The 24,627-nt window shown below is 56.6% G+C and carries 15 protein-coding genes and 2 tRNA genes; 1 reads left to right on the top strand and 16 read right to left on the bottom strand.

Features of this window, described 5'->3' with window-relative positions; all coding sequences use genetic code 11:
• Window positions 1–700 precede the first annotated feature (700 nt).
• The 14 genes from PMW67_RS06955 to PMW67_RS07020 all read right to left on the bottom strand — a co-directional run bounded on the left by PMW67_RS06955 (window position 701) and on the right by PMW67_RS07020 (window position 17,249).
• Window positions 701–1,498 (bottom strand): TraX family protein, encoded by a 798-nt coding sequence (locus tag PMW67_RS06955; protein WP_271739264.1) that lies wholly within the window; start codon window positions 1,496–1,498, stop codon window positions 701–703.
• 193 nt (window positions 1,499–1,691) lie between these two features.
• A tRNA-Lys gene (locus PMW67_RS06960) sits at window positions 1,692–1,767 on the bottom strand.
• Between the two features lie 28 nt (window positions 1,768–1,795).
• The gene (locus PMW67_RS06965; RefSeq protein ID WP_118270876.1) at window positions 1,796–3,076 is read right to left on the bottom strand and encodes an aminopeptidase; all 1,281 of its coding nucleotides are present in this window, start codon (window positions 3,074–3,076) and stop codon (window positions 1,796–1,798) included.
• 88 nt (window positions 3,077–3,164) lie between these two features.
• Entirely contained in the window at window positions 3,165–3,740 is a 576-nt protein-coding gene (locus PMW67_RS06970) for an ABC-2 transporter permease (RefSeq protein ID WP_117774211.1), read from the bottom strand.
• Window positions 3,741–4,619: a phosphoribosylaminoimidazolesuccinocarboxamide synthase gene (locus PMW67_RS06975; protein ID WP_035136481.1), complete on the bottom strand. Its 879-nt coding sequence runs from the start codon at window positions 4,617–4,619 to the stop codon at window positions 3,741–3,743.
• Window positions 4,620–4,737: 118 nt separating this feature from the next.
• Window positions 4,738–6,303, bottom strand: coding sequence for a sensor histidine kinase (locus PMW67_RS06980; protein WP_117877336.1), 1,566 nt, complete (start codon window positions 6,301–6,303; stop codon window positions 4,738–4,740).
• Between the two features lie 11 nt (window positions 6,304–6,314).
• Entirely contained in the window at window positions 6,315–7,037 is a 723-nt protein-coding gene (locus tag PMW67_RS06985) for a response regulator transcription factor (RefSeq protein ID WP_271739267.1), read from the bottom strand.
• A gap of 153 nt (window positions 7,038–7,190) precedes the next feature.
• Window positions 7,191–8,402: a twin-arginine translocation signal domain-containing protein gene (locus PMW67_RS06990; protein WP_117806576.1), complete on the bottom strand. Its 1,212-nt coding sequence runs from the start codon at window positions 8,400–8,402 to the stop codon at window positions 7,191–7,193.
• Window positions 8,402–8,665 carry a TIGR03905 family TSCPD domain-containing protein gene (locus tag PMW67_RS06995; protein ID WP_117735816.1) on the bottom strand — a complete coding sequence of 88 codons (264 nt, stop codon included), beginning with the start codon at window positions 8,663–8,665 and terminating at the stop codon, window positions 8,402–8,404. Before PMW67_RS06995 ends, PMW67_RS06990 begins: the two co-directional genes overlap by 1 nt.
• A 113-nt stretch (window positions 8,666–8,778) precedes the next feature.
• The gene (locus PMW67_RS07000; protein WP_271739268.1) at window positions 8,779–10,578 is read right to left on the bottom strand and encodes a GGDEF domain-containing protein; all 1,800 of its coding nucleotides are present in this window, start codon (window positions 10,576–10,578) and stop codon (window positions 8,779–8,781) included.
• Complete coding sequence (locus PMW67_RS07005; RefSeq protein ID WP_271739269.1) at window positions 10,575–11,411, bottom strand: substrate-binding periplasmic protein; 837 nt, start codon at window positions 11,409–11,411, stop codon at window positions 10,575–10,577. The genes PMW67_RS07000 and PMW67_RS07005 overlap by 4 nt, the downstream gene beginning before the upstream one ends.
• A gap of 347 nt (window positions 11,412–11,758) precedes the next feature.
• Entirely contained in the window at window positions 11,759–15,109 is a 3,351-nt protein-coding gene (locus PMW67_RS09735; RefSeq protein ID WP_334204047.1) for an Ig-like domain-containing protein, read from the bottom strand.
• 297 nt (window positions 15,110–15,406) lie between these two features.
• Entirely contained in the window at window positions 15,407–16,750 is a 1,344-nt protein-coding gene (gene purB, locus PMW67_RS07015) for an adenylosuccinate lyase (protein ID WP_117840643.1), read from the bottom strand.
• Between the two features lie 424 nt (window positions 16,751–17,174).
• Window positions 17,175–17,249: transfer RNA gene (locus tag PMW67_RS07020), tRNA-Gly, on the bottom strand.
• 297 nt (window positions 17,250–17,546) lie between these two features.
• Between PMW67_RS07020 and PMW67_RS07025 the strand changes: the two genes are divergently transcribed.
• Window positions 17,547–20,978, top strand: a complete 3,432-nt coding sequence (locus PMW67_RS07025; RefSeq protein ID WP_271739272.1) for a SpaA isopeptide-forming pilin-related protein — start codon at window positions 17,547–17,549, stop codon at window positions 20,976–20,978.
• Between the two features lie 66 nt (window positions 20,979–21,044).
• On the opposite strand, the gene PMW67_RS07030 is transcribed toward PMW67_RS07025, so the two are convergent.
• Both PMW67_RS07030 and PMW67_RS07035 read right to left on the bottom strand, forming a co-directional pair.
• Complete coding sequence (locus tag PMW67_RS07030; protein ID WP_022094153.1) at window positions 21,045–21,263, bottom strand: hypothetical protein; 219 nt, start codon at window positions 21,261–21,263, stop codon at window positions 21,045–21,047.
• Between the two features lie 21 nt (window positions 21,264–21,284).
• A complete protein-coding gene (locus PMW67_RS07035) occupies window positions 21,285–24,431 on the bottom strand; it encodes a hypothetical protein (RefSeq protein ID WP_271739274.1) in 3,147 nt (1,048 codons plus the stop codon).
• Window positions 24,432–24,627 lie beyond the last annotated feature (196 nt).

The following is a 24,627-nucleotide window of genomic DNA, read 5'->3' on the forward strand; positions in this document are numbered from 1 at the left end:
TGTCCATCCTCGCAGTATCCGGTTCTCAAGGTGCACGCCTGGCGGCTGATCCGGTCCGACCGGGCCGCGCGGCAAGGAGATATATTGCCAGACCGGAGGGGCGCCGGGGGCGGGAATCGCGCACTCCATATTTTGTTCACAAATGAATAGGTTCCTCAGTCGCATCACTGAGGTTAAAACTGAAGCATTGGCTTCTGATATTGGCGATGACCAGCTGGTTTATAGGTGTTAAGGCATCGGTCATCTCTGGAGCGCCACTTTACTCCAAAAGCATCAGCTATTTCTTTCCCGTCGGTAAAAGGCAGGTTTTGTTCGCCAAGCGTTCTTATATATAGAGAAGTTCGGGTTCGAACCCGTGGCGCGGCAACAAAAAAGCGACCAGCCGGAGCCGATCGCTTTCTATTCTATGCTGGATCATCCAGAGGGCGCTTCCGAACTCATTTTCTCGCTGCCATTCATGCTTTCGAAGCATCGTTCGACCTCCACAGCCTCATGTTTTGAGGATCTGCCGTGTTTATCACTGTTATTAATGAGTGTGTGGAAGTGATCCTCATACAGATACGTGCGATCCGCCAGAGAACTGAGAAGCATCTCTCTGCAGCCCTCGTTGCCTATCCTCGCATCTCTCAGGTCTTCCGGAAATTCACAAGCAGTCTTAGAGTCAGTTTGTTTCCGTTTTCAGAGACTTGTTTGAGAGTTTTTAAAGACAGTTCAAAACAATAAGTGAGACACCATAAAGCAGAGCAAGATGTGCCGGATAGAAAATGTAGAAGAAATATTTGAGCTTCAGCCCTCGCTTACCATTATAAAGATTGATAAGCAGCAACGAAACGACCGCGGCAGCAACATCAGGATTAAGTACATTAGCTGCAGCAAGCTCGAATCCGCCGCCAACTATATGGCATGACGAAAGGAGCACTGCACATACTGCAGCAAAGAACATCTTGACCTTGCTGTCGTGGAATAAATAGAATGCAGCCACAAGCATAATGCCATACACACCGCCATCTAGTTTAGTGTATTCAGCTGCCAGTGCTGTCAAAACAATCAGAGCAGTTTCTGCGATGTATCTTTTCCGTTTTGAAAGACTTTGTATCTTTTCCAGAACAATCAAAAAGACCAAGGAAAGCAGGAGCTCACACATAACATTTTGTTGCCGAAGGTCAAATAGTTGCCCGGTTTGGACGAAATCGTATATGGGCTCCGCAATGATTGCGAAGACAAGCATATTTCGCAGGTACTTCTTTAAGTCATGAGTATGCAAAAATCCCTCAACTATCAAAAAGCAAAATAAGGGAAATGCAATTCTGCCAAGAACATGAAGCATATCCGAAGCCTCGCTTAGAATCGCCCACTGTTCGTCTGATATCTGACTGTACGATGCGTGAGTCATGATTCCATTGGTCAGGACGATCCTGCTTACATGATCGAGAACCATCGAAATGGCTGCTATTATCTTTAATGTGCTGCCGCTAATTCCGTATCTATTTGTTTTCATTTCGTATTCCTTACTTTGGGTGGGCCGTCAGGGGTTCAGCCTGCTCCGCAGGCGGCCGCTGCGGCGCTTCGCGCCTTGCGCGCTGCGCTGGCAAACGCTCACGCGTTTACTCAGCTCCGCGCCCTTTCGGGTTCGAACCCGCGTCGCGGCAACAAAAAAGCGGCCGGCATCCGCCAGTCGCTTTTCCATTCTATGGTGGGCCGTCAGGGGTTCGAACCCTGGACCTTGGGATTAAAAGTCCCCTGCTCTGCCAGCTGAGCTAACGGCCCGCGGGTGGCATTGTACCACGGTCTGGGACTATTCCCAACTCCATTGGCCGTTCTGGAAAATCACAACTTCACGTCCATCAGGCGTAATGCCCGTAATATCGATGTCGTCCGTGCCAATCATAAAATCGACGTGCGTGCTCGAGACGTTAACGCCATGCTCCAGGAGCTCTTCCTTGGACATGTCATACCCACCCTCGATGCATTCGGGGAAACCGACACCTAGCGCGAGATGGCAGCTAGCGTTCTCGTCATAGAGCGTATCGTAGAACAGTACGCCACTTTCGCGGATCGGCGTGTTCTTGGAGATGAGCGCGACCTCTCCCAGGTGAGCAGCGCCCTCGTCAGTATCGATGATGCTTGCGAGCGTTGCCTTGCCCACACGGGCATCGTAGTCCACTACGCGGCCGCCCTCGAACTTAATCCAAAAATCGTCGACCTTATTGCCATGGTGGATGAGCGGCATGGCCGAGTACACGATACCGTCGGCGCGCATGCGATCGGGCGAAGTGAAGACTTCCTCGGTGGGAATGTTGGGGAAGAAGGGGTGCCCTTCGGGCGTCTTGCCCTTGCCGCCGGCCCACTCGTGACCTTTCGTCATGCCAATCGTCAGATCGGTTCCATTTGCCGCGGCGTAATGCAGGTAGTCGAAACGATTGTCGTTCAGAAAACGCAGGTTCTTTTCGAATGCGGCGTCATGGAGTTCCCAGTCGCTCTCTGGGTCCTGGCCATCGGCGCGCGCGGTGTGCAGAATCGCATTCCACAGCTTATAGATTGCAACCTCATCGGCGTCTCCCGGGAACACCTCGTGCGCCCAAGCCACGACCGGAGCGCCGGCGATGCACCACGGATTGATGTTGTAATCCAGTCCACGGCGGAAAACTTTGCATTGCGTATTCCTCGCCTTGGATGCCGCGGCCGGCTTGGCTGGATCGATGCCCTTGAGGGCCGCAGGATCCGCCCCCTCGATAAAGACAAAGCAGGCACCATCCTGGGCCAGGGAATCCAGCTGCATGCGCTTCCACTCGGGCGTCTGCTCAAAATAGCTTTTATCGACATGCTCGTACGTGAGCCTCGTCACGGCATCATCGGCCCAAATGACCGTCACGTGGCCAGCGCCGGCGGCATAAGCCTCCGCGACCACCACGCGGGCAAAAGGCGCGCACTCGACCGGAGACTGAACGACAACCTCCTGGCCGGGCTTGACGTTTACGCCCTTGCGGACAACCAGACGCGCATAGTTTTTAATCTTGGGCTCCAGGGCCTTCATGCCCTCCAGAGCTTCTTCGACCGTCAGGGCAGCTCGAATCATGTGCCACTCCATCTATCTATAGAACAGTAAAAAGCGCGCCGCAAAAACGACGCGCCTTATATCTTAGCGATAAGTATGCATGCAAACGCTATTTCTTCTTGGAGTCCTTTTTGTCCTCCTCGGCAGCCGCGCGCTCAATAAGAGCGTTGAGCTTGTTCTCGGACATGCCCTCGGCCTGCGTGCGGTACATGTTGCGCAGGGGACGAATACGAACGAAGTCGTAGATAAAGTCACCCAAAATGACGACGTAGGACAAAACGATGCCGACCATCTGGACAGGGCTGGACACCATGCCAGCGGGAGCGAAGTAGAGCGAAGCCCAAATTGCCACGACGAGTACCATGCCGATAGTAAGCACGGCCCACCAGATACGACGGCGCTTGGTGTAGTCCTCATCCTGCTTGAGAAGGATATTCGACACCGTGTAGATGCGGTCCTCCTTGGCGCGCTGCTTAGCCTTGCGGGCGCGCTTCTCCTCTTTAGAGAGGCCCTCGAGGTTCTCGCCCTTCTCGAGCTCTTTGCGGCGTGCCTTAGACGAAGCCGGCACGACGCGGACAGAGCTCGCTGCCTGACGGGCAGGCTTAGCAGATGCGGCGGACTTGCGCGCAACCCCGGTAACCTCGTGGGATTGCGTGCGCTTGTTCGTGGCGCTACGGGTACTCACTTATGCGTTCTCCTTCATGCTTGTGAACTGGGAGCCCGTGATGATCTGGAAGGCCTCGCGATAGCGCTCGGACGTGCCATCGATGACCTCGGCGGGCAGGTGCGGGGTCTCCCCCGTCATATCCCAGTTGGCCTTGAGCCAATTGCGGACGAATTGTTTGTCGTAGCTGGGCTGGATCTTGCCCTCCTCGTAGCTGGCAGCAGGCCAGAAACGGCTGGAATCGGGCGTGAGGCACTCGTCGATTAGCGTGACCTTGCCATCGATGACACCAAACTCGAACTTGGTGTCGGCAATGATGATGCCACGGGTCGCGGCGTACTCGGCAGCGGCCTTGTAGATCTTGAGGGAAAGGTCACGAATCTGCGTGGCGATATCCTCGCCCACGATCTCGCAGCAACGCTCGAACGAGATGTTCTCGTCGTGGTCACCAATCTCGGCCTTCGTGGACGGCGTGAACAGCGGCTCGGGAAGCTTGGAAGCCTCGGTCAGGCCCTCAGGCAGCTGGATGCCGCAGACGGTGCCGTTCTCGTCGTAGGTCTTCTTGCCCGAACCGGTCAGATAGCCGCGGACGATGCACTCGATAGGAATCGTCTGGGCCTTCTTGACCAGCATGGCGCGGCCTGCGAGGTAGTCACGATACTCAGCAAACTCCTCGGGGAAATCCGCCGGGTCGATGGAAACGAGATGGTTGGGGACGATGTCGGCAAACTTATCGAACCAGAATGCCGAGATGCGATTGAGCACCTCTCCCTTAAACGGAATCTCGTCGGGAAGAATGAAGTCGAACGCAGAAATGCGGTCGGTGGCGACCATCAGCAGGTTTTCACCGGCATCGTAAATATCACGAACCTTGCCACGGGAATCCGGACGACGCTCCATCGTTGTCACGTGAGTCACTCCTTACCTAAATACGACAGAAATGCGGGTTCTTTCCCGCATGTTTTCGCAAACTCGGAGCGGCAGGGACGCGGCCCCTCCTTCACCGAATAGCGAAAAGCTAGTGCTCCATTGTAGTAGATGCCGCGTCTGCCGTGTGCTCGCGGGGCAGATGAATTGTAAAAGTCGTACCCTTTCCAAGCTCCGACTCCACGGATATGTAGCCATGGTGACGCTCGACGATCTGCTTGGTCACGGCGAGGCCAACGCCCAGGCCGCCAGCTTCGCGGGCGCGGCTGGCATCGGCGCGCCAAAAACGGCCGAAGATGCGCGACAGATCGTCCTTGGCAATACCGATGCCGGTATCAGAAACGGCAATGCTGACGTGCTTGCGGTCACTGAGCACCGACACAACGACCCAACCGCCCTCGGGGGTGTAGCGCATGGCGTTGCTCATGAGGTTGATAACACATTGCGTGATCATGTCGGGATCGGCCTCGACGACATCGTCGTGACCCTGGGTCTCGTCCGCAAAACGCAGGCGCAGATCGCGGTCGACAAACAGGCGCTCCTGGGCATTGACGATGGAACGCACGAAAGGAACCATGTCCACCGGCTCAAGGTTGAGCGGAGCCGTGCTGTTTTCCATGCGCGATAGATCGAGCATCTGCTGCACCAGACGAGCCAGGCGACGCGTCTCGGAAGCAACGGTCTCCAAATGCTCATCGTCGGTGGGATACACGCCATCCTGCATGGCCTCGACCGTTGCGAGCATGGCCATAAGCGGCGTACGAAGCTCGTGTGCAACGTCTGAGGTCAGGCGCTTCTCGTGTTTCATATCCTTCTCGAGCGAAGTGGCCATCTCATCGAAGGTCTCACCCAGCTGATCGATCTCGTCATCACCGCGCAGTCCCGTGCGAGCCGACAGGTCGCCGTCACGGATTTGCTTTGCGGTACTGGTAATACGATGAATCGGCTTGGTGAGCATGCGCGACACGAGCGATCCGATAACGACCGAAATGCAGATTGCAACAACTGCGGCGAGGGCCATGGCGTTAAAGGTCTTCTCCCTAAACGCAGAGTCCGCCTTGGTGAGCAGAGCGTCGGAGCCGATGGCCCACAGCTTTACCTGTCCGACATGTTCGCCGGAAGACGTTACAATCTCGACGTTAGCAACGCTATCGGAGTCGGTTGGAGCAGACGAGACCGGGCTATGCGATGCTTTTTTACCGCTCGAGCTGCTCGACGCCGATTCGCTCTCGCGCACATCGGCGGTCGCGCTTGCCGAAGGCCATGAGTCGTCATAGACGACAACGCCCTTCTTGTTGACGACCTGCATACTCAGGTCGTCGGATACCAAACTCGATGTCGCGACCGTGCGCAGCTCGCCCGCAGTCCAGTTGCCGTTTTCCTCATACGACGTCGCAAGCTTTTCGGCAGCAGAATTGGCGATCTCGACGATATTGGAGCGCGTGTAATCCGAAAAGACCGTGCCCCACACAACAGAGACCACGCCCACCAGCACCAATACCGTCATGAGCGATGTCAGAGCAAAAGCAAGTGCCATGCGCGAGGGATAGCTCATCGTTGGCCGTGAATCGGAACGAGGCGTGTTCCAACTAGCCTTGGAACCCGCCTCGCTCTCCTGCTTGTGCTTTTGTCCGATTTCAAAGCGCGCAGGTGTCATATGTGATTTCCCTATTTCTCGTCCGACTTATCGGTCTTGGCCGGAGCCTCGAAGCGATAGCCGACACCGTGGACGGTGTAGAGCCACTTGGGCTTCTTGGGATCATCGCCCAGCTTGGCGCGAAGGTTCTTCACGTGGCTATCGATGGTGCGCTCATAGCCCTCAAAGTCGTAGCCGAGCACCTTCTCGACCAGCTCCATGCGGTTGTAGACGCGACCGGGGTGACGGGCAAGCGTGGTGAGCAGCTTAAACTCGGAAGCCGTCAGGTCGACTTCCTTGCCCTCGACCAAAATCTTGTGGCCCGAGATATCGATGACCAGATCGCCGAAGTCGAGTACCTCGACGGCTGGCTCGTCGGCCTGATGGGCACGGCGGAACAAGGCGCGTACGCGCGCGACAAGCTCGCGCGGCGAGAACGGCTTAATCAGATAGTCGTCGGCGCCGAGCTCAAGACCGATAATACGGTCCTCGATCTCGCCCTTGGCAGTCAGCATGATGATGGGGACATCCGAGGTATCGCGAATGGTGCGGCAAACGCGCTCGCCGGGGATCTTGGGGAGCATAAGGTCGAGCACGACCAGGTTAAACTGATGCTTCTCGAACTCCTCGATCGCGGACTGGCCGTCACCGACACCCACAACCCAGTAGCCTTCGCGCTCGAGATAGGCAGCGACGGCGTCACGGATTGCCTTCTCATCCTCGACCAGCAGAATCTTTTTTGCATCTGAAGCCATAACACGGCCCCCCTGTCTCAATCAGCTAAGAACAAGCCCATTTTAACGCACCTGAGCCCGCCGGATGCCACTATGACGCGGCAGCTCGGCGGGCGGTACTCACAATTACAACGCGTTTATTCCCCTGTTGGCGCCTTTTTAACCCCTCTAAGCTTAAAGAGAGAATAGGCGTGCGGTGACCGTCTCGGGTATACCCTGGCTGTTGCGCACCGTGGCGTACGTAAGGAATGAGTCCGATTTTCCCGCCGTAGCTGGATAATCGCCATATTCCAAAGCGCGGTCGGGCGACAACAGCGAGCCATAGGTCTTGGCAGAGGTGTCGATGAGAAAATGCGATGCCTGTACCTTAACGAGATATTTATTCTTCTTGCCGGCAGCACATGCGAGCGGCTCGCGGGACAGAAAGAGGTATGGCCCTCCCTCATTACCGATATACGTGCCCATGTTGCCCAGGCTGCCCACGCCACTATAGGTCGCCTCGATAGAAAACACGAAGGTATCGCCCATATATACGGCCTCGAAAGGCGAGACTGACGAGGGAAGGACTAGCTGGGCACGTTTGGTGTTGTTGCCGTCGGTCAGATCGATTGCCGTTATGCCGTAGTAGACGCCCTCGTCGTTGCGGACACGCGGCGAGATGGTCAAAATGCCGTCGCTCGCACGCGGGGCCGATGCAAAGCGGCCCGTCGATTTCCAAATTGTCTCGGCCTTGGATTCATCAAGCGAGCGACGATAGCAAAACGAATCACTACTCGTTTTATTGCCGCCTGCCGAAGGCATTTTATACCAGATGACTGATGACCCGAACGCCGTGAACAGTGGCGGATCATAGTCCTTGCCACCCCGATCGAGCTCAACCACGTCGCCAGAGAGCGAAGCGCCCGACAGATTTTGAGCGTAGAGCTTCCACGATGAATTGGCAAAGTTCATCTCAACCCACGCAAACACGCCATCGCCGGCGCGGACATCGTAAAACGAATACCCCGCACCTTCGATAGGATCCTCGATGAGCGTCGTGAGCGAGCCGTCGCCCAAGTTGAGCACGCCAAGCGTGTTGGCATGCAGCGCAGACGCCGGGGCCATCATCGCCGCGGCGTAATCGCCGTCGCAGTAGTACAGCAGCGTACCCAAGGGCAATGTCCATGTCGCCATGGGCTCAAGATCGATATCGACGGCCTCATACTCATCCGTAATCGAGACGATCTTTGAGTCGTCTTTGATAACCTGTGGCTCGCCGGCAGCATCGTCGCTGGTACCCGTTTTCTTTGAGCATCCGGCAAGCACCGTGGCAGCGCCCGCGGCAGCCCCTCCGAGCACAAAGCCGCGGCGCGATATTCCGTTCTTGACGTGGTCGGCGATACTCATTAGGCGATCTCGGCGCGAGCGGCCTCGATAGCGCGCGTGAGCTGATCGGCGCAAGAAGTCTTTTTCATACCGCAGGTATTACCAGCGAGAACCTCGATGACGCGATCGGCAGGAGCACCCTCGACCAGCTTAGAGATAGCCTTGAGATTGCCGTTGCAGCCACCGGTAAACTCGACGCCCACCACCTTGTTGCCGTCATCGGACAGGTCAAGGTGGATATTGCGAGTGCATACGCCCTGAGGCTTGTAATCAAAACTAATCATTGCGTTCCCCTCTCGTAAAGCAATTTCAGACGTCTATTATCCCCGTCCGAACCGATAAAGTATCGCGGGCACCGATTCAACATTCCCCAATGCGCAAACCGGCGGTAGCAATACTAGCAATCTGCTTCCCGAGCGTGGACTTTTCGTTTCTCTTGATACATGTTGTGGTCAGCGATGTGGTAAATCTCGGTCAGTGTATAATCGGGCGCCTCTGCCGTCGCGACGCCAAACGACGCACTGACTGTCAGCACCTCATCGCTCGCAGCAGCAAGGCTGAGGCGAAGATCTTGCACTACTTCACATGCGGATTCGCGATCGGTGTGAGGGCAAATCAGCAAGAACTCGTCGCCACCAATGCGCATAGGCACAAATTTCTCGCCCGCCGCCCGCCTCAATACAGACGCCGTACGCCGTAGCAGCTCATCGCCCATTTCGTGACCGTAGAGATCGTTGGTACGCTTGAGGAAATTGCAGTCCATCATGATCACACTCACGGGCAGGGACTCGTTCACCAGGTCGTCGCCAAGGGACTCAAGGTAATTTCTATTGCGAAGTCCCGTCAGCTTGTCCTGGAAAGAAAGCTCCTCGGCGCGCTTTGTCATCGAGATGTTATGCGTTGCCACGACGACCGATTCCAGTCGACCCCGCTCATCGCGGCGCTGTGGAACAACCTGCAGCGAATACCACGTACCTCGGCAGTCTCGTACCTCGGCATCCAAGTACGGCACGCCCTCCATACGATCCCGAAGCGTCTTTATATCTAAGAGCTCCATGACCGCCTCGCGACTTTCGGGACTCACAATGTCTCGGCAAACCGTTGCAAAAAAGTCATATGCCTCGGAGTGCTCGGCAAATATCTTCGCCACCGATGGCGACATGTTAATCCCCTCGATCTCAAGCGTGTCGAGATGCAACAGGAGGGTCGACTCATACGTGGTACTGATGGCATTGATGATGCCGAGCTGCTTGTCCTTTTCGGCCAAATTGCGACGATCGGCGACGATACGCACCAACAGCACTACAACCAAAAACACCAGGAACGCCAGTACGCCGGCAGTGATAAATGAAATCCTGCCCGACATGACCTCAGATTTGGGATAGAGCGCAAACAGGCGATAGTCCTTATACGCCGCACGCACGGCATACCAGGTACTTCCCCGATATTCGACACGTGATAAGCCTTCGTCTTTCCAATCAATTCCGCTATCGGCAAGAAGCCGGGCGAGAGCTATATCGACGGTCGAATCGTTTGAAGAAACGATTTGTGCATCGCGCATCACGAACACCGTTGGGCTCTGATGGAATGTGTTGTTCACGAGCACGTCGGCGATCGTATACGAATAATCATCGGTGGGCTCGGGCGCAAGCGATCGATACCCCAGTGCTACGCCATCACCGTACGGAACAACACTCACGGCAAAGTCAACATCTCGACGCTCTACGACCGTCGAGTAGGACACCTTGGAGCCTCGGTACATCGATGCGACCGACGAACAGGCAAGCTCCTCTCGCCACAGCATCAGCGGATCGCGACCGTCGATATCGTAATGAGCGGTCATATGGCTGTCGGCGTCCATGACCAACATTCCCGAAAGGTGCTCGGTATGGACGTACTCCTCGACGAGGTCATCGTTGACTTCAACGTGATCAGGTGGCAAGAACGTCGCAAACGACTCGAGCGCGGCATCCAAATTGTTCGTCGCCTCGGTTTTTCTTCCCTGTTCATATCGGTCATATTTTTCGCAGGCGTTTTTTAAAAACACCATGGTTTCCTGGCCAAACCCAAGCGTTTTATCGAGACAGCGATGCGTGCCGACCACATACAGCAGACCCAACAAAGCAGCGCTGGCCACAACGCAGATAGCCGCGGTGACTAATGCCTTTCGGCGTAAGCGGCGCTCATCATTTGTCATGATTCCGCTCCTTGCCCGTCCGTCGTCGCCCCCGCCTTGTACTTGCCCACAATGCGCTCAGTCGTGCCATCTCGATCCATCTCGAACAGCACGGTATTGAGGTTTTTGACGTACTCCCCCTCATAGCCGTCCTTAAACGCAACGCCCAGGTCAACCGTCATAACATTGTCGGCGAACACACGATACAGGCCGGGATACTGAGCGCCAAGGCAATCAAGCGACCGAGCGTCCGCCATCCAACAGTCAACATACCCCTTGACGAGGGCGGCTTTGCAAAGTTCGGCAGAGCCATATGATTTGATGTTCACGTCCGGCGAGATTTCCAGATCGCCTGCAAGCAATCGGCGTTCACTCACCGAACCGGCAATCACCGCAACAGTCTTGCTGCCATCGAGATACGCCAAGGACTTGATACCACTCGTTTTCTTGGCGGCAACCGAAACCGTCACGGTTAGATACGGCTCGGTCCAGTAATAATCGTCTTCGCGATAACAGGGCGAATAGTCGCACCACAGACAATCGATATCGCCGTTTTTAAGCAGGCGATCGCGGTCATTCCAAAATATGTCGATGAATTGCGGCCTGAGCCCCGCACGTTTGCAAGCCTCGCGTGCGATATCGATATCGATACCAGCGTAGTCGCCCGTGGTATCGATATACACATAGGGATCGTTATCCGTAACGCCAATTTTGAGTTCCGAGAGATCTTTATCGGATTCACTCGATGGGGTAGAACTGCTTCGAACGGCATACGTCAGGGCGACCGCACAAACGGCAACAAGGAGTATGAGCACGGACGAGACGATAGCGCCTCGTTTGATACGTCTGGGCACACGACTCTTTTCATCGAAACAGCAGATAAGGTTCATTTTATTACCAGGGGGCCAGTGCGGCAGTGAAAAAAAGCGCCTTGCCCAAAACGGGCAAGGCGCCAATGGCTGAAATGCATCCGCAGGCGGTCGAATTAGGTCAACCCTACTCGAAGCTCAGCTGCTCCCGAATGCACCCCCGACCGCTGCCTCGTTCAGGCCGTTGGCGCCGACCGCGTATCTGGCGGTTTCCGGCGCGCCGCACTGCACGCGACACACGGGCTGAAGTCTTTAACGTAAAAGCCCCGTAGGTAAAACGAGTTACCAACGGGGCTTGGACTGAAAGGTCGCGCTTAAACGAGAGGGGCGCCCTAACGCTCGAGACGTTTGCGCATAAGCGCGAAGGCAATCAGCGAAGCGCCGGCAACGGCCATAATAAAGGCGACAGCAAGGGCCTGGTCGCCCGTGTTGGCGAGCGTACCCTTAGTAGTCTTAGCAGACTTTTTGGTTACCTTGGTCGTCGTCTGCTGACCGGGCTGGGACGGCGTCGCGGGCCGCGCGGGCTGAGTCGGCTCCCCCTTGGCCTCCTCGCCCGTCACCACGTACGTCGAGAAGTGGCTCGTGCGGAAGCAGAGGTAGTCGCCCTCGGTCCACGTATCCATAGCCTGAGTAGAACCATCCTCGGCAACGTAGAGCACCTTGAGATTGGTGAGCGCCTTCATGGCAGCAGTCATCTTGACACGGACGATGAAGGACATGCCTTCGTAGTCCTCGATAACCTCGCCGTCCTTGAGAAGCTTGATATCGAGCTTATCGGCAACCTTGGTACTCCCCTGCTCAAGGCCGGAAATTGTAGCATTGGCGGCGTCGGTAAGATTTTTCGGCTCCTCGACCACAAGAGAGATGCTGTTGTTCTGGGCAATGCCGGCAGCGGCATTGTTCTCGGCGCTTACGCTAACGTCCGTTCCGTCGCTACCTGCAACGCCCGCAATGGTCCTCGCCGCCACAGTAACGGTACAGGTCATTGTTTTGTCACCACAGGCAGCGGTGATCGTGGCGGTACCGGCCTTAAGCGGCGTCACGACGCCGTCTTTGACCGTAGCGATCGACGAGTCGCTGGAGGTCCAGCTCACCGTTGTATCGTCTGCATCTGCAGGAGTCACCGTTGCGGAGAGCTTTGCGGAGGCGTCGCCTACGGTAAAGGAAAGGTTCGTCTTGTTGAGCTCAACCTTCTGGGCGGGATTGGTCACGCTCACCGAAACGGTCTGGGAGAGCGACCCCGCGGTGATGGCGAATGAACCGGAACCAGTCTTGAGGGCAGTGACGGTGTAGGAGCCATCGCCGTTGTCGACAACCTTAAATGCCTTCGAGGCACCCGTGTCATCCAGAGCGAGCTTGGTCTCGTCGACCTCACCTGCTAGGGCTCCGGCAAGAGAGGCTTTTACGGTACCTTCTTCACTCTTCGCAAGGTTGAGGGAGGACTGATCGACTGTAAGACTCGTTGCGGGATTAGAGACGGTCACCGCGCAATCCTGAGAATAGGCGCCATCTTCGGTCGAAGCAGTGATGGTTGCGGTGCCCTTGGAAACAGACGTCACTTTGCCGGTTTGATCGACCGTAGCGACGCTCTCGTTACTGGACTTCCAGACAACCGTCTGGTCAGCCTCCGCGGGAACGACCGTTGCCTTAAGCTGCTCGGTTGCAGCGCCCACAAGCGTGACCTTCTGCTTATCGAGTGTGATACCTGTTGCAGGTTGAATAACCGTCACCTTGCACGTGGCGCTATACTCGCCGTCCTCAGTGGTAACGGTGATCGTGGCAGCGCCGGCCTTGACCGGGGTCACGACGCCGTCCGCAACCGTAGCGACCTCCGGGTCACTCGAAGACCAGGACACATTCTTATTCGTTGCATTGTTGGGCTCAACCGTTGCGGTCAACGTCGAGGGCTCACCGCCCACAGCAAGCTTAAGATTCGACGCGCTGAGACTGACGCTCGAGACCCTTACGACCGGAGTGGTTACCGTAATTGCATCCGTGGTTGCAGAGACTCCATCAACCGTTGCCGTGATAGTAGCATTACCGTCACCGACAGCGGTAACAAGACCGTTGCCATCGACGGTAAGGACGCTCTCGTTGGAAGAGGACCAAACAACCTGGCTGGCCTTGTCATCAGGGGAGACCTTTGCCTTCAGCTGCTGAGTCGTGCCTTTATCCATGGAGGTTGAGTAGCTGTCCGCAATGGAAACCGCAGTCTTTGCAGGTTCCTCGCCAGGCTTAACGACATGAACGGTCATCGTGTCACAGAGACGACCACCCAAGTACATTGAAACCGTTGCATCGCCGTAACTATGAGGCACTAAATACCCCAAGTAACTGCCACCATTAAACATCGGTCCTTTTACCTCGAGGACATCGGGATTATCTGAAGTGAAAGAATACTTTGCACCGGCATAGGAGTCCATCAATTCCTCAGCGCTTTTGCTCAGCACGCCCTTTGGATATTCAAACCCCCTGTCACATTCCAGCCAAAGCCAATCTTTGGATATACTATCTGAACTGACCTCACAGGGAAATGTATAATCGCTCGACACAAACTTAGCCTTCGAAAGGCTCACTTCCGCAGGGTCGACAACCTCTATCTCAAAGGGATGGTCATTGCCAAGGCCATCACGAGCATGAGCCTTAACGGTGCCAGGCTTTATTGCCTTAAACGAGTTTTCACCATCGATAAGCTCAACAACATCGCTGCTTTCTAGAGAATAGGTTACAGAGCTAACGAGCGAATCCCAATGTGCACGCTGGCATGCCTTCAGTGCTTCATTTGGGGAAACGTTGAGAATGGCAGACAGATAAGAGCTGTCCCCAACCAGCATCTTTTGTTTTTTGTTCCCACGCTCATTGAATCCAGGCTCCTGATTCTCGGTTACAACATCACATAGCTTCTTCATCTCGGTCTCGCCGTTGCAATAGTCGACAAGAACCTTGGCCTCTTTTGCATCTTTCGCCAACGCCTCGAGTTGCAAAGAAGCGCTTAGCTCAGAAGTTCCATATGAATAATAATTCGAATTCACCCTTGCCTGAACTTTGGAATCCTTTGAGGGATCTTCCTTTATTTCAAAATATGTAGCCGCACGGGTCTCGTCCTTGGGGCGAACGTAAACTGTCCCCTCTAGCAATGCATAGTGCGTGTTCCCGCATTTTTGCGGACAATCATCCGTGTAACCCAGCGTTGCAGTCGTTGTCGTCGCACCGGATTGGTCATAGGATACGAAACTCACCTTAATTGGATTGACATTAGCCACGCTCTTAATCTTAAGAGAACCGTTTAAACTCTCGTCAGCCCTGCTCTTCATGGTTATAGTCGTTGTGCCGACTTTGGTGGGACTAATTGTCAACACCCAATCACGTGATTTATAGCTCACTTTAGCGATATCCTCATCAGACGATGTGATATCGATATCACTGGGGTCAATGGGCGCCCATTCGTGATTTTTATTAAAAAAGGAAAGCCTTCCTTTCACCGTCTGTCCAACAGCGACATCAAATTCTGACCACACATCGCCTGTAGACGAATCGTATGGGAGAAACGATGCACCCATGGAACCATCCTGCGACTCCAGCATGACAGCATCCGCATGCGGGGCGGCCACCGTCAGCCCAAACGTTGCCGCCGTTAAAGCAACGCAGATGCCTGCGGCTATCCTCCAAAACCCTTTTCTCATTCCCCTAAGTCCAATCTCTCGTGAAAAAACGCAGCATTCTCCCACACCTTAAAATTGGCTTAAGGATACCCCCCCCCCAACGAGCACTTGCAAGCTAATGTTTGCCAGAAGGGGCAAATTAACGGCAAGCGACATTTCTGCAATATACCATCATCCGCTGAAGTGTGACTTTCCCGACGCTCCCACGCAAAAGCCCCGTTGATAAACGCGTTACCAACGGGGCTCGGGCTGAAAGGCCGAGCTTCAACGGAGGCCGAAAGTAAACTGATCGGTTTGACTTCGTCCCCAATCGATCAGTTAGAACTCGAGCTGCTCCAGGCGATCGAAGACCGTGTCGATGCGGGTGAGGAAGTCCCACGGATCAAAGATCTCGTCGAGCTTCTCCTGGCTGACGGTGCAGCGCGGATCAGCCTCGAGACGCTCCTTAAAGGTGGGACCGGAGACGCAATCCTGCACCTCGTGCCAGGTAGCCATGGCGTTTTCCTGCACGATCGCATAGGCATCTTCGCGGGTGATGCCCGTATCGACGAGGGCCAGCAGGACCTTGGAGGAGAAGATGAGACCGCGAGTCTTGTTGAGGTTGGCCATCATGCGAGCCGGATACAGCTGCAGGCCGTCGATAACGCGAATGAGACACTGGAACATGTGGTCGAGTGCGATAAAGCTATCGGCCTGGGCGACGCGCTCGGCAGAGGAGTGCGAAATGTCTCGCTCGTGCCACAGGGCGACATTGTCGAAGGCGACCTGGGCATTGGACTTCACGATGCGCGACAGGCCACAGACCTTCTCCATGGTGATCGGGTTGCGCTTGTGCGGCATGGCGGAGCTGCCCTTTTGACCCTTGCGGAACGGCTCCTCGGCCTCAAGCGTATCGGTCTTCTGCAGATTGCGGACCTCGGTAGCGATGCGCTCGCAGGTGGCCGCCGTGGTGGCGAGGACGCCGGCGAGGTAGGCGTGATGGTCGCGGGAGATGACCTGCGTGGACAACGGGTCGTGGACCAGACCCAGGTGCTCGCAGACATATTCCTCGACAAACGGCTCGATGGAGCTGTACGTGCCGACAGCGCCCGAGATGGCACCGAAGGCAACGTTCTTGCGGGCGTCCTCAAGACGATCCAGATCGCGCTTGAGCTCCCAGGCCCAAGAGCCAAACTTCATGCCGAAGGTCATCGGCTCGGCGTGGATGCCATGGGTGCGGCCAGCGCAAAGCGTGTTGCGCTCCTCGAAGGCGCGGCGCTTGCAGATCTCGCCGAGCTTCTTGACGTCCTCGATGATCAGATCGCAGGCCTGGGTGAGCTGGTAGCACAGAGCCGTATCGCCCAGATCGGAGCTGGTCATGCCATAGTGAACCCAGCGGCTGGGCTTGGGGTCGCCCTCGGGAACATCGGCGTCGATGTACTCCTTCATGTTGGTCAGGAAGGCAATAACGTCGTGGCGCGTGACTTCCTCGATCTCGTCGACCTTTGCCTTCTCAAAGTTGGCGTGGTCGCGGATCCACTGGGCTTCGTCTTTAGAAATGCCGATCTTGCCGAGCTCCGCCTGGGCCTCGCAGGCCAGGACCTCGATCTCCTGCCAAATGGCGTACTTGTTCTCGAGGGAGAAGATGTGTCCCATCTCCGGGCGGGTATAGCGATCGATCATAGCGGCTCCTTTTTGGTTATTGGCACGTTGGTCGTAACCCAACCATTGTACCGTGCGCAGGTGCAAGTATGGGCAGCAGGCATGAACCTAACATTTTGGAATTGGAGCGGGCAACGGGACGTCCGCGTATTTGCTTCGCAAATCCGCACCGGCTGCGGTCGATCTCCTCGGATTCACGGAGACGATGGGGAAGACTTTGTTGAATTGGCCGTCCCAAGGTCTCCCGCGCTCGATGAAGCGGGCAACGGGACGTCCGCGTATTTGCTTCGCAAATCCGCACCGGCTGCGGTCGCCTATCGGCGACCTTGCCTGCTCGCTATAAACGCTTCGCGTTTATTTAACGCTCGCACCCTGTCGGGTTCGAGTCCCGGCGCTTTATTGAAAAAGGCACAGTAACGAAACGTTACCGTGCCTGAAATTCGAATGGAGCGGGCAACGGGACTCGAACCCGCGAGTGTCAGCTTGGGAAGCTGATGCCTTACCACTTGGCGATGCCCGCTTGTGTGTTGGCTAGTATAACGCGGTTGTCTTGTTCGATACAAGGGTGGCGATGCTTGTTTTAGCTGTGGAGATTCGTTTGAAAATCGCATCAATTGTGGAGATGAGGACCTTTGGCCTCCTGTTCTCCTTATCTTCTACCTGCGCTTTTGCCTGATTGTTGTATTTGAGCTCAATTTGTCAGGAATTGGGCAAGCTTTTGGTCAGGCTCCGGTACTTACCCGCATGAACCTCGGGGGTAGCCTCATCCTACGCGTCGCAACCTCCCCATGCGGCGCACGAGGGATAAGGAGCAGCCATGTCCAACGCACCCACGCACTCTGTCCACAGCGCAATCGCAACAGGTCCGCTGCTCCTGCTCCTCTTCCTGCTGTTCGGCTGCCTGGCACCGGGAGCCGCATTTGCCGTCGATGGCTACGACCAGCTCGGCTTCCGTACTATTAGCGATGATTGTGGGCCCTTCTTCATCGGCAAGTATGAAGCTCAAGACGCCTCGATTGCCTACTGCATGAACCAGGAACGCCCCGGGCCCACCAAGCCGGGCGGTCCATGGCTCAACTTTGATCAAGGCTGGGTGTGGCTCGACGACGAGTTCGCGGCAATCGTTTGTCACGGATATCCTACCGCCACGTCGTTTGGCGGTTACCATCTTTCACCCGATCGCGCCCGCGCCGCCACCCAGCTTGCCGTATGGATGCTCAACGGCACTACCCATGTCGACGGCACCTACTCCTACACGACCGCTCAGGGCAAAACCAAGAGTGGGCACTTTACCGCCGACAATGAAGTCGTGGCGGCTGCGCGGTGGCTCCACGACAACGCAAAATCAGGAAGCATCAAAGCCGCTCCGCACCGCGCGCGGCGCTATTTAGGAACCGTATCGGGCGGCAGCAAACGTCAAGACATGCTCTATGTACTGCCGGCGGTCTCTGTTTCCTTCCAAAAGCAGTCTGCGAACACCGTTATTACCAGCGGAAACAATACTTATCAGTTTGACGGGGCAACATTCGATGTTTTTGAGAGCGCCAGCGGCGCGCGTGTCGGCACCGTCCAGATGGACAGCAACGGTCGAGCGCAGGCAACACTCCTACCCAACACGGCATACTACCTAGTTGAAATGAAGGCGCCGGCCGGCTATGTCCCCCGCCCCGATCGCGTTGCCTTTACCACGGGGAATGATGGCGGGCAGGTCGCCATCGATGAACAACCCGGCGCCATCACCCTGCATGTCGTAAAACTCGACGCCGCAACGAATGCAGGCCCCCAAGTTGGGGCTTCGCTCGCAGGAGCAGAATTCGTGTGCGTATCGCAATCAACCCCTGGATGGACACAAACTCTCAGGACCGATGAAAGCGGTCGAGCTACCCTCACCGATGTCCCCCTGGGAACCTTTACCATCTATGAATCGAAGGCGCCCGAGGGCTATTTGCCCTCCGGTGACAGTTGGTCTTACACCGTTGGAGCCGACCAACTCGGCGATTCAGGCGTGGTCGAGATCGAATCTCGCGTTTCCGATATCCCCATTGCGTTTGACCTTGAGATTTCAAAATTCAAGGACTACGGCAATAGCGATCAATCCGGCCTGGAGCAGCCGGCAGGAGATGTTGTCTTTGAGGTTGTCAGTAACAGCTCTCAGCAGGTTGTTGGCACACTGACCACAAACATCTATGGCTTTGCCTCCACCAAAGATCAGCCCGAAGCATGGTTTGGCGCAGGCAAGCGACCCGCCGGTGTCCACGGAGCCATCCCATACGACCGCGCCGGCTACACCGTTCGTGAGGTTCCGGAAACCGTCCCAGAGGGTTTTAAACGTGCAGGGGAATGGACCGTCGAGGCCAATCAGATTTCCGACGGCGCCGAGCTTCAATATATCGTGGACAACCACGCTCTGTCGACGCATCTCCAGATTGTAAAACGCGATGCCCAAACAGGCGCCTCTGTTCCCCTAGCCGGATTCACCTTCCAACTCCTCGACAGCAATCACAAACCTGTCTCACAAACATGCTGGTATCCAGCATATAACGTAATGGACACCTTTACGACTGACGCGACCGGCACCGTCACACTGCCCGAATCGCTCATGCCGGGCACCTATTATGTACGCGAAACCTCGGCCAAAGAGCCCTATCTTGTCGGCGGAGAGATCGAGGTAAACATACCCGCCAATATAAACCTAACGCCCGTTGCAATCGTCTCGTATTATAACCACGCCGCGACCGGAAACATCAGGATCGTTAAAACCGATGCCGTAGACGGCAGCAGCCTCGCGGGCGCCACCTTTGAGATCCGTGCCTCAGGTGATATCGTGCGCCCCGACGGTAGCATTGCCGCGCTCGACGGTGAGACTGTCGCTACCGTCACGACGGATGAAACTGGAGAAGCACGCGCGGACGACCTCCCGCTGGGATCTGGCACCGCACGCTACGAGGTTGTCGAGACTCAAGCGCCGACCGGCTTCTTACTCGACCGGACGCACCATATCGTCGACCTTACCTATGCCGACCAGAAAACACCCGTTGTGGAAGCACGGCTTAACGTATCCGACGATTACACCAAGGTTGATATCTCCAAGGTCGATGCAAGCGGAGAGCAGGAAGTGAAAGGCGCACAGCTCACCTTATATGGTCCCGATAAAACCGAAATAGACTCCTGGACCTCATCCGACAAGCCGCACCGCATCGAACATCTTGCACCCGGCACCTACTCGTTGCGCGAAATGATATCTCCGCGGACCTATGACCTTGCCGAGGAGATAACGTTTGAAATAAAGGACACGGGAGAAGTCCAATCCGTCTCGATGAAGGATGCGCCCATCGAGATCAAAGGACAGGTCGACAAGCGTCAGGAGCTTGTCCAACCTATCGAAAAGGGCCTGTTGGCCAACGGCGATGGTAAAAATCGCGCCGCGACGCAAACCAATAGTGATGGGCTTTTCTCCTATACCATCGATGCTCGAAACGATTCCGCTACTTGGGTTGATGAGTTTACGATTACCGATAATCTTGAGTGCGCCAAAGACGGCACGGCGAGATTCGTCTCAATCGAAATCCCCGTCGCCATCGGCGACCTCAACGGTCTGTGCAACGTGTGGTATCGCACAACGCCGTTGGACTCGACAGAAGCCGATGAGCCGGCAAACGCGACGCTTGACGATGGGCACGAAAATCCTTGGCTTGAGTCCGACGAAGTAAAAGAGAGCCTTGGTGAGGACTGTCGCCTCGTCGATTACGACGGCTGGCACCTCTGGAAGGCGGATGTCTCGACCACGGAATCCGCCACACTCGAGGCGAAAGAACTCGACCTTGCATCCAATACCGTCGTGACGGGCATTCGCATTGAATACGGTGCGGTAGCCGCCGACTTTACGACTCGAAGCGATACGGATTCTTGGACCCGTGATGATCTCAAAGATGAGCACGACGACCTTGACGATGCCAAAGCAATCCTTGGCACAGATGCTCGGGGCGCAGTCGTGCACATGCAGGCAACGTCGGCTTACACACCCCAAACTGCACTCACCAACAGCGCACGCGTCGATCTTTGCCGCAACGGCGGCGGCGATAAACTTGAGTCACATGACGAGGACAGTGTCATTCAACGCTGTACCCTACCGCAGGACCTACCGGCAACAGGATCAGCTCCCATCGCCGCTTGCATCACCGCGCTCCTGACCTCGGGTGCCGCAGCCCTATGGTTCGCTCGCCTTAGGTCAATCCCAAAGAAGCGCTAGAGCGATGAAAAAGCGGGCGAGCCAGTCCCCCGGCTCGCCCGCTTTCAATCATTTAAATCGCCGCATCTACTCTGCAGACGAAGATCCACCATCAACGATTGCTTGCTCGGACTCAGGAATCCCATCGGCACCCGTGCTCTGTTCTTGCTCCACCTCTTCGCTGATTGCGGAGGCGGGGGTCGAGCCCTTCGCGCCCACGATGTAGGCAGCTCCAAACCCTAACGCAATGGCAATCAAGGTCAAAATCACGTAGACAGGCCAATGGCGCTTAATATACGAAAACACGTTGACTCCTTAGAGCTCCGTCTACGAACGGCGGATAACCTCGGTCACGACCTCGGATACCGTGGCAATGTTCGTCGGGTTGACATTGTGGGGCAGGTCGTCCTCGGTACGAGCGCAAGCCAGACGCGTGCCGTCCACGCCGGCGATGGTGAGGGCTCGGCGGCTCGCCTCGAGGGCGGCGTAGGCATCGGTCTTGGCATAGGGCATCTCGAGCGCGCCACAATCGACATGGAACGACTTGCACACCTTGCTGACCAGGTTCATGATGCGGCGATCGCCCTTGAGCAGCTGCTGTTCGCCCTCAACCGTCACCACCGAAAGCCTACCGGCGCCGACGGATTCAAGATTGATGAAGAAGACGCCGCGGAGCTTATCGCGATGCGAAGCCAAGAAGGCCTTCATACCGGCGCCATCACAATCCGAGGCGCCCGTTGCCACAAACCAGATATCGTGACCGAGCAGCTCATCGTCGCCCATAGAGGCGACAGCCGAGAGCATATCTTCGGAAGAAGCGCCGTCGGAAGACGTAGCGCCGCCCTTCCAGCCATCGTTATCGTCCTCGAAATTATCCCACGAACCGATGCCGCGACCGGACTTCTTGGCATCGTAATCGTCTTCGACGCCCAGCCAATCACTCATGCTGTCCTGTTCGTTTTTCTTTTTACGACCGAACAGGCCGCCCAGGCCGCGCTTGCGAGACTTGGGCGCCGCCGGGGCGGGAGCCGAAATGGTCTCGATCGGCTGAGCGCCCGACGCAACGGGCCTAGGAGGCGCAACGGGTGCCGATGTTGGTTCGGGACCCTGAGCGGTAGCAAAGGGGTCGTTGACCTGTGCGGAGGGGTCGGGAAGGTCGAACAGCGACGTGCGAGACGCAACGTTTGCCTGCTTCATCGACGGCAGCGACGGATCGGGGACCGAAGCCAGCGGAGACGAGGAAGGTGCAGGCGACGGAGCCGACGCCGGATCGGGAACATTCACCTGCGGACGCGGTGATGCCTGGGAGGAAATCTGGGCCATAAGGGAATCGACCGTTTCGTCCTGGGTGGGAGCAACATCGGCAACCGTGGCACCGGAACCACTCGGGGTCGGCATGGTGAAAATCTGCGTGGAGTAAGGCCTCGACTCATCTGTCTCGGGAGCCTCGGAAACCGCAGGCACTTCCTCCTGCTCGACCTCGGTCGAATCACCTTGATCGGCTGCCGCGTATTGCTCTTCGTCACAGTTGACCTCGACGGGCTCGTGCCCGGCGGCATCTTGGATTTCGGCAGCATCAATAGGCTCGTCATCGTCTGCCGCGTCGCCCTGCTCATCGGAAACAGGAAGGGGCTCGGCAATCGCGGTGCCTTGCTTTTCAAACGTTATCGTGGAATCGAACTGCGCGGCATCAAACGACATGGTGCTATCGACGTGCTGCTGAGCCTCAAAGGACGTTGTAGCTTCGGCGACGTCGACAGGCACGGACTGCATAGCCTCGTTCTGCTCGAACTCTTGCGCCGCGCGCTCACGTGCCGCCTCGGCTGCCTGCTGCTGAGCGATAGCCTCCTGCTCGGCAGCCTCGCGTGCGGCAACGCGCTTCCCCTCGAAATCGTCGACAAATTTCCTGCCCTTTGCAAGCGCACCCTTAAAGAAGTTGGAAGCGCTGGCGCCAATCGAAGAGAACGCGGATGCAATATCGGCATGGGGCGTTGCCGCGGGAATCTCGGCCGAGAAATCAGTATCGCTCTCGTAAGACACGCGCCTCGGCTGTTCAGCGTAATCGTCGTCAGGCTCGTCCCTAACGTCTTGCGCCGGCGCGGCGGGAGCCAAAATGTCCAGTCCTGCCGCGGGATCGATCGCGGACACCGCCTCGGGCTCGGCAACGGCAGCGGCAACCGCGGCAGACTCATCATCCACGGCGACAACGGGCGCAGATGCAGTCACGACGGGGGCAGGCTCGGGCTCAAACGTCGGCTCCTCGCCTTCCTCGTAATCGAGCGTGCAGGACTCGGGAAGCATTCCGAGCGCACGGATGGCATCCGAACCAAAGCGGATGTTGCCGGCGGCATTGCGATAGAGCCTGGGCTCGGGCTCGGCCGCGACAGGCTCCTCCGCCGGCTCGGCAGTGGGAACCTCGTCATTGAACTCTTCGGCCTGGACAGCCTGATTCTGATCCTCGGGCACGATGGCGCCAATCAGCGTCTCGTCGGCAGACGCACCCTCAAAGCCCTCGATCTGCTCGTCGAAAGCCTCGCCCTGTTCGGGCTCGGTCTGAGCGTCGGGAGCAATCGGCTGACCGAACTCGTCCTCGGCGTAGGTAGGCTCTTCATACTCGATGGTGTTGCCGTAGTCGTTTTGCTGTTGGGCCGCGGCATACTCCGCTGCTGCGCGCGCCATCTCCTCGGCACGACGCTTCTGCTCCCCAAAATAGGTATCGAACGGAACATCGTCGGGAAACTCGTTTTCGCCCTGGAAGGGAGCAACGTTGTCCATAACGCCGAGCATAGCGGCGACAGAAGACTTGTTGCACACTGCGCCGGACGTATAGGGAAGCACAAAACGGTTAGAAATGATGTTTGCCGCGTTGGCGAGCGCAACGAGGGAAGCGAGGATCGCGACAATCCACAGCAGAACCTTGAGCGCGCCGGGGAGCGGCAGGATACGCAAGATGGCAACGGCAGCAGGGGCAACCGTGGCAACGGGCAACAGCTTGGCGATGAGCGCACGATACGAAGCATAGGGCTCGCGGGCGAGCAGCTCAGCACGGGGAGAGTCGTAGTGTGCGACAACGACCACCGGGCGGTTGCGCGGAGACGCGAGCGGGCCCGAGGCCTTGTGGTAGGCGATGACATTTTGGCTCACGCCCGTCTTGCCCAGGCGCGAAACCACGGGGTGGCCCGTGCGCTCGAGCACGTAAAGAACGGCGCCGACAATGGCCAGCAAGGTGCCGACCAAGCCGATGCCGCCACCGATGCCCATCAGCAGGGCGCCGGCAAACGCAAGAATACCGGTAACGGCAAATGCCAACCTGCTGGGCGCCGGGGCATTGAACTCCTGAACCTCGGGATCAAAGCCGTGGTTGCGGAAGATCTGAGCGATATCCTCGGCAGCCAAGCGCTCTTCTTCGCTGCATGCCGGCGTGATGCCGGTGTTCTGCAGCAGGTGGTTAATATAGTTCTGGGTGTTCGCCATGTGCGCTCCACATCCATAATCCGACAAATAGGCCCAATGCATGCACATTAGAACCGTATATAGTCGAAAGTATACCCCGAGCGAGCGCAAACGACCGAATTCGGGCCATCTTAACGCCCCGAGCGGACAAGGATATAGCCTAATCTCCATATCGGACTAAAATCATGGCAGCAAACCACCTTCTCATGCGAGGACT

Origin of the sequence: Collinsella aerofaciens, from assembly GCF_028209395.1 — a bacterium.
GTDB lineage: Bacteria > Actinomycetota > Coriobacteriia > Coriobacteriales > Coriobacteriaceae > Collinsella > Collinsella aerofaciens_AZ.